7 protein-coding genes and 1 pseudogene are annotated in these 6865 nt (G+C 44.8%); 3 read left to right on the top strand and 5 right to left on the bottom strand.

The window, feature by feature from the left end; genetic code table 11:
• From Xbud_RS21465 to Xbud_RS17370, 3 genes and pseudogenes are all read left to right on the top strand, one after another.
• A pseudogene (locus Xbud_RS21465) lies at positions 1–142 on the top strand (type VI secretion protein); the annotation flags it as partial.
• A gap of 79 nt (positions 143–221) precedes the next feature.
• The gene (locus tag Xbud_RS17375; RefSeq protein WP_099137303.1) at positions 222–695 is read left to right on the top strand and encodes a hypothetical protein; all 474 of its coding nucleotides are present in this window, start codon (positions 222–224) and stop codon (positions 693–695) included.
• A 101-nt stretch (positions 696–796) separates the two neighbouring features.
• Positions 797–4045, top strand: a complete 3249-nt coding sequence (locus tag Xbud_RS17370) for an Ig-like domain-containing protein (protein WP_211283544.1) — start codon at positions 797–799, stop codon at positions 4043–4045.
• A gap of 304 nt (positions 4046–4349) precedes the next feature.
• On the opposite strand, the gene Xbud_RS17365 is transcribed toward Xbud_RS17370, so the two are convergent.
• From Xbud_RS17365 to Xbud_RS21455, 5 genes are all read right to left on the bottom strand, one after another.
• A protein-coding gene (locus Xbud_RS17365; RefSeq protein WP_244590020.1) for an IS1 family transposase occupies positions 4350–5047 on the bottom strand; the annotation gives its coding sequence in 2 pieces (ribosomal slippage) (positions 4350–4798 and positions 4798–5047; 699 coding nt in all).
• Positions 5048–5195: 148 nt separating this feature from the next.
• Positions 5196–5369: a GAD-like domain-containing protein gene (locus Xbud_RS21460; RefSeq protein ID WP_099137302.1), complete on the bottom strand. Its 174-nt coding sequence runs from the start codon at positions 5367–5369 to the stop codon at positions 5196–5198.
• Positions 5370–5478: 109 nt separating this feature from the next.
• Positions 5479–6114, bottom strand: a complete 636-nt coding sequence (locus Xbud_RS17355; RefSeq protein ID WP_099137301.1) for a GAD-like domain-containing protein — start codon at positions 6112–6114, stop codon at positions 5479–5481.
• Complete coding sequence (locus tag Xbud_RS17350) at positions 6114–6770, bottom strand: polymorphic toxin type 15 domain-containing protein (RefSeq protein ID WP_099137300.1); 657 nt, start codon at positions 6768–6770, stop codon at positions 6114–6116. Before Xbud_RS17350 ends, Xbud_RS17355 begins: the two co-directional genes overlap by 1 nt.
• On the bottom strand, positions 6767–6865 hold a 99-nt coding region (locus Xbud_RS21455; RefSeq protein WP_422645744.1), incomplete at its 5' end, for an IS1 family transposase. The genes Xbud_RS17350 and Xbud_RS21455, both read right to left, overlap by 4 nt.

Here is a 6865-nt window from a genome sequence, read left to right as displayed (position 1 = left end):
GTATCTGGCGCTGGGTATGACGGAAAAAGAAGAAAAGGCTGAACGGCGGGCGTTAATGCGCGAGCATCAGTGCAGTGAACTGGAAGCGGCGGTGTTGGTAGCCAGAAAAATGGATATTGCCCGGGGGTTAAAACAGACATAAATATTCAATTTTATTATCGGGTATATTGACTGAGAGAACGTTAGCCCTCTTGCCTAAAAAAATTGAGATGAATATAAGAATGAAAAAGCATCAATCCAATCATGGAAAAAAGAAACTTTATCGCCGGATCAATACGAAAGCCCATTTCGTTTTTCATCATGGCGGTGAATATCGATGGGAGCGAGCCAGACAAAAATTAATCAGGGAGGATATGCCCTGCTTTCTGTCTATGAAAGGCAAGCAAAGACGCGGTTTAGATTACACTCCACTTTTTATGTTCTTATTGAGTAAAGTCGGTGAAAAATGGGATTTGGTTCACAGTGAAGCCGTTCAGCGACTGGACAGTCCAGAACCTCTATTTTGGATAGTGGCGTTACATGAGCATGAACAAAGAGAGTATATCCGCTGTGGTGAATCCAGTTATTACAACGGGCTGTTCGTCGATGGATCAGGTTTTTTAAGGAAGGTAAACCCAAATCTGTCAGCCAATGATATTCCTATTCAATGTCAGTGCTGTACACATACATTTAACGGGATTCCTGTTCACCGCTGATTCAGGTAATTTTCACCATGAGAAAAAGAATTAAGTGCAGTATTTAAAACGCTTTTTCTGCATGTTACCCCTTTCAGCATTAATGAAAAGGGTCACAATCCGTGGTGCAAAAAATCCAATCCCATCGGTTCAGCAAGGTAAAATCTTCTATTATTGGTCTGTTAAGCCTGTCACTCAGTTTTCCTGGTCAGGCCATGCCGAAAGTTCAAGACCCGGATCAGCATGAACACACCCTGGCTGAAATCACCGCTCACTGGGGGCAACTCACGCAGTCACAATCCCCCAGCGAAGCAGCAAAAACAATAGCTGCCCGGCAGTTATCGTCTGCAGTGACATCAACACTGACACCGTGGTTTAACCAATATGGCAATGCCCGCCTCACACTTCCTTTCGACAGTCATTTTTCGTTAAAAGATATTTCATTTGATTGGTTACTGCCTTTTTATCGACCGATTTCGGGTACTGCATTCAGTCAGTCAGGGGTAAAAACCCACCACGGTCAGACAACAACCACACTTGGATTTGGCTATCGATATTTAGGCGATAATTGGTTATGGGGTGCCAATGTCTTCTGGGATGCGTTGTGGCCGGGGCAGCATCACCGTTACAGTCTTGGGCTGGAAGCCTGGCATGATAACGTCAAACTCTCTGCTAATCTTTACCAGCGTTTATCCCACTGGAAAACCGCTCGGCTCACGGATTTTGATGCAAGACCGGCAAACGGCTGGGATATTCAGGCTGAAGTGTATTTGCCTGCTTTTCCTCACTGGGGCGGGCAATTACAATTTGAGCAATATTACGGACAGCAGGTTGCCTTATTCGGCGAGGCAGAACGCCAGAAAAATCCGTACAGCGTCACTGCCGGGCTGACTTACATGCCAGTCCCCTTAGTAACATTAGGTGCCGATTTTCGGCAGGGTAAGCAGGGTGTAAGTGAGAACCGTTTTACTCTGAACCTGAATTATCGGTTTGGCACATCATTCAGCCAACAGCTTGATCCGAACTCGGTCGCGCCATTGCGCAGCCTGAAAACCAGCCAATTTGATTTTGTGAATCGGCGCAGTGATCTTGTGCTGGATTATCAGAAGCAAACGTTGCTGACACTGGCTTTCCCCGCATCAATCAACGGATATGAAGGCAAGGAATTAACCTTTGTTCCCGTTATCCACGCCAAATATCCGCTGGCACGTTTAGAGCTGGATACGGCTGAATTACAGCAGGCAGGCGGGAAAATACTTGATCAACGGCCGGAGAAAGTGACGTTACGGTTGCCGAAAACCACGGAAAAACCCGTCCGGCTTTCGGGAATAGCCATTGACAGCCGGGGTAACCGCTCCAGCCGGGCAGAAATCATGATGATGAGTTTGCCGACCGAAAAGCGATGGCAGGTGACAGCGAATAAAACGCAGGCCAAAGCCGATGGTCATGACAGTGTGATCTATACTGCCCTTGTCACCGATCAGGAAGGTGCTCCCGTCCCGAATCAGACCGTTATCTGGTCAAGTGATAAAGGCGAATTAGCCCAAACACGACAGAACACGGATACGCAGGGGCAGGCATCGGTCGTACTGCGCAGCCGTCAGCAGGGGCTGCATGCGGTACGTGTTACTGTGGATGGAGAGATTGCTGTTGCACCTTCAGTACAGTTTGATGCGGTGCTGATACCCGAAATCACCGTTGATAAGCACAGCGTTAAGGCGGATGGGAAATCAAGGGCGACCTTAACTGTCACAGTTAAAAATGCCATCGGTCAACCTGTGCCGAATCAGGCTGTTGGCTGGCAGACCCCTCTCGGCCAGTTTTCCTCATTTTCATTAATGACTGATGCGAAAGGGCAGGCCACGGCTTATCTAACCAGCAAAGTATCAGGAAATGCAGAAGTGACAGTGGCGGTTGGCAGTGAAACGGTGATGGCTTCTCCGATCCGCTTTATTACCTCGCTAACGCACACGCTTGAGGCAGACAAACAAACGGCTATTGCCGATGGTCAGGACAGCATCCTTTATACAGTTAACGTGTACGATGCAGCGGGTCAATCCGTTGCCAACAGCAAAGTGCAATGGTCAGCGGATAACGGGCAACTGCTGGATAAGCAAGAACAGACAAACAGTCAGGGGGAGGCAACAGCCTGGCTAGTCAGCCGCACCGCAGGGAGGGCAACGGTGAAAGCCGAGGTGGCGGGAAAAACACTTCATGCTGCTCCGGTGGCGTTTGAACGCCGGCTGAAACCCGCGATCACGGTGGATAAAGTCCGGGCTAAAGGCGATGGGCAGGATGCGGTGGTGTTAACGGCTATGGTGAAGGATTCACTGGGATCACCCGTGGAAAATCAGCCAGTGATTTGGCAAACAGATCACGGTGTGTTGTCTTCAGAACAGACAGAAGCAGACAGTCAGGGACAAACGCAGGTTAAGCTGAGCAGTACGTTGACAGGACCCCATCAGGTTCAGATTCAGGTCGGAGATAATAAGGTAGCGGCGCCTATTGTCATGTTTGATGAGGTACTGTTATCAACAATCCGGGTGAATAAAACCCGTGCGGCGGCAAATGGCACAGAACAGGTGACGTTCACCGTCACGGTTATGGATAGTCATGGCCGGGGTGTCCCGGATAAAGCCGTTGACTGGTCTGGCGAGATTGGCGAGATGATTTTAGTGGAAAACCGGACAGACAACCGGGGAACCGCGACAGCCACTTTTGTCGGCTGTCATCCGGGTCAGGGCGTGGTCATTGCTCAAATCGGCGAGCAGCAACTTGAATCTCCGGTGGTGGAGTTTGTCACACCGCTCCGTATTGTTGATACCGTTGCCGTTGACAGTCAGGGCAGCAATGCTAACCAGAAATCCTTTGGTCTCCGGGGGCCTTCAGTATTCTGGCGTGGCGCGAAATTTCGCATTATCACGACAGGTAATACAGGCCGGATGAACTGGCAGAGCGATTCCTCATCAGTCACGGTATCGGGTGATGTGGTGATGGTGCAGCAACGCCCTGATGGTGTAAGACTCACGGGCACCGATGAGGCAGGGCAACAGGCAGTCCTGACCTTAACGGGTTATACCTGGTTTGAGCGCTCAGGTCTGACGGAAGATTTTTACTCGAATGCAAAACAGATTTGTAAATCACTTGGCAGCCAGATTGCTTCCAAATATGCGCTCGAACAGCTCTATGAGGAATGGGGTAATTTTTATCTTTATGATGGCTGGGTAAGTGAGTTTTATGTGACATCAACGGACTACCTTGCAGCCAGCTCGGGCTCAGCAGAGCATCAGGCAAAATGGGCGTTTTGGGCAGAGACAGACCGGTGGGTGAGAAATGCCTGGGCGATGACGGCATTTGCGTGTGGTAAGTAGCAGTATTGAACAGAGTTGTTCCATTATTTTACCTGTAAGAGAAATGAGCGGCTGTTTGAGCAGTCACTTGAAACGCCGCTATTTTTTCTTCGTTTTGAATGCCTTTTCTTGGATACGGCATCATATCCAGTGGTGATCCTGATTCAGACACAGGTTCCCCCAGAAAAATGCCTATCGTTTCAAGTGCTCATTTCTTTGGATCAACAGATTTTCTCGAGCAATCCGTCTCCATGTATTACGTTTTTCTCATCCCTGAGCTGACAGATATCGATCGATTGATGGGGAATTCGGTCATGATACCAATTTATTGATAGTGATGAATGTTTAAATAATACCCTATGACCCTGTCATGTATTTCTATGGATTTTGAAAAAGACAACGTTTTGCGAGTCAGTCTTGCTAAATGTTGACGAAGATTCAGATTATGTCTCTCTATGCGTTGTGTATAACGCTTACTGACCACATGCAGCTTCCCCGCCAGTGTTTTTTCATCGCTTCTCCAGCCATCGGTCATATAGATCACAATGTTGAAGGGAGCCAGTAGCGCCATCAGACGCATCAATGTTTTCTTTGTTCTTGGGCCAAAAACGTGGGCGATCACTTTCCGTCTGATCCGGTCGTAAGCATAAAAGAGCCAACGGGGCTGATTCTTTGACTTCACGTACGACCACTGCTCATCCATTTCGCAACAGACAATCACTTCAGTGCCGAGAGCAATGGCTTCTGTTACCGATTTGGGTCTGAGCTTTTTAAATGGAGAAGGACAGTATTCAGACCAATCCCCATCACACGCGCTGTCGCCCGGCATCCTATTCCATTCATGGCCATATCGACGATTTGCTTATGTGTACCGGGACGACAAGCGGCATAAGTGAATTCCCGTTGCCAAGAATGACGGCAGGACTGGCAAAGATAACGTTGATGACCAGAGCGAGAGCGCCCATTACGGTGGATCCCTTTAACTGCACAACAAGATGGGCAGGTCACATCAATCTTTGCCATCTGAATGTTCTCCAAATAGACAGACTATACATGATTCAATAAATTGATGTCATTACCCAGTCTTTTTATCATATAAACAAAGATCGCCGAAACCACTTCTGGCAATAACATGATAAACATCCATTGACTTAAATGGTGTATCTGCTAACTACATATCAACAATATCTTCATAAACTCTGGGGTTTACTATGCTAAATAGTCCATTATGGTAACTATTCCAATCCTCTGTTGACCAATAATTTAATAACCTGTCAGGTAATTTTCCACGCCATTGATTTATTGTTTCTGTGGGAGTTTCCCTATATTGAGTCTCTTCTTCCATCTTTTTAAGGAAATATTAGAAATACACATTACGCATTGTTTGTGTTCATCATTAATAGGTAAAGTGGCTGTTTGATTAGCCACTATTATTAATAAATAACAATTAGAGATTAAATTTCTTGAATATCTGGATCTGCAAATTGACGGAGAATATCTAGATGGATATGCATATCCAATTTTCTGATATTTTCTAGTTTAATCTCACCGCCTAATACAATGGCAGGCTCGAAACCGAAAATTTCATTTTCATTTAATAGGCCATGTTTTTCTACTGCTCGTGAGAAAATTCCTTTTTTTGTTCCATCTTTAAGATCATTTGATTCTGGTGTTTCGGCTGAGAAAAATCCTGCAATATCTAGAGAGAACTTATTATCATCTTTTTTATGAAAATTATCTTTATCAAAAGTAATAGTATTGAATATACATGATATTGATAGGTTTGTTCCCGTTTTTTCTCCGCAGAGATAAAGTTTACCAAAACCACTTCGAGCAATAACGTGATAAGAGTCCATTGATTCAAATGGCGTATCTTCTAACCACATATCAACAATATCTTCATAATCTTCGGGATTTACGATGCTAAATAGCCCATCATGATAATTATTCCAGCCTTCAATTTCCCAATAGGACAATAATTTTTTTGGCAGCTTGCCTTGCCATTGATGTATGATATCCAGAGGAACATTTCTATGTTGAGTTGCCTCACCCATTTTTTTTATAAAATATTCAAAGTACTTATCACGCATTACTTTTTCCCCTTTCCTCTGCATAGCTCTAATTGAATGTTCATCTTAGCACTACCTAACCCGTTGTAAATTGCCTCTTTAGCGGCGTTATCTAATGATTTGATACGATCTCCACTCCAACTACCACCAATTGCACTGTTAATCCCAGAATCGCCCATTTTTTTAGGAGCATATTGCCCATAACCTCCCGCGACCATATCGGGTTCATGTAGTGCGGCTAGTCCTTTCATTGCTTCTTTAGAATTTTTTTCTGCTATTATATCAGCTTTATCGGGATCCATTCCTTTTGAAACTAACTTTTTATGCATACTTTTTCTTATATCAGATTCTGTTTGGTCTCTAAAATTTTGTTGAGCACTAGCTGCGTTACTATTCCGCTTATTTTTCTTATAAGCATCCCTGGCAATTTTAAAATCATCAGCTGACATATTATTAATGGCATCTTGCTGTCTTTTTAATTGATCATTATATTTATCTAAAAATGCATTTCGCTCTTTATCCGTTTTTAATCGCTTATATCGCTTTCCTTTATAAGGACTAAAGCACGGTACCTTAGTTTTTTTGATTCCTGTGACTCTGCCTCCTTTATTCTGCTGTTTCTTTTTCAGATCTTTTTTCAGTTCTTCCGGGTCTTTTGGAGGTGTTTTTTTGGTCATGACTCCAAAGCGTTGTAATGATGTTTTTCAATATATGCCCCAATCAGCTTTTCGTGGACTTCTATCGAACGTGAATAACAAATTGTTTTTCTTGC

This window comes from Xenorhabdus budapestensis, assembly GCF_002632465.1.
Lineage (GTDB): Bacteria > Pseudomonadota > Gammaproteobacteria > Enterobacterales > Enterobacteriaceae > Xenorhabdus > Xenorhabdus budapestensis.
This window is presented reverse-complemented; position numbering and strand designations above follow the sequence as displayed.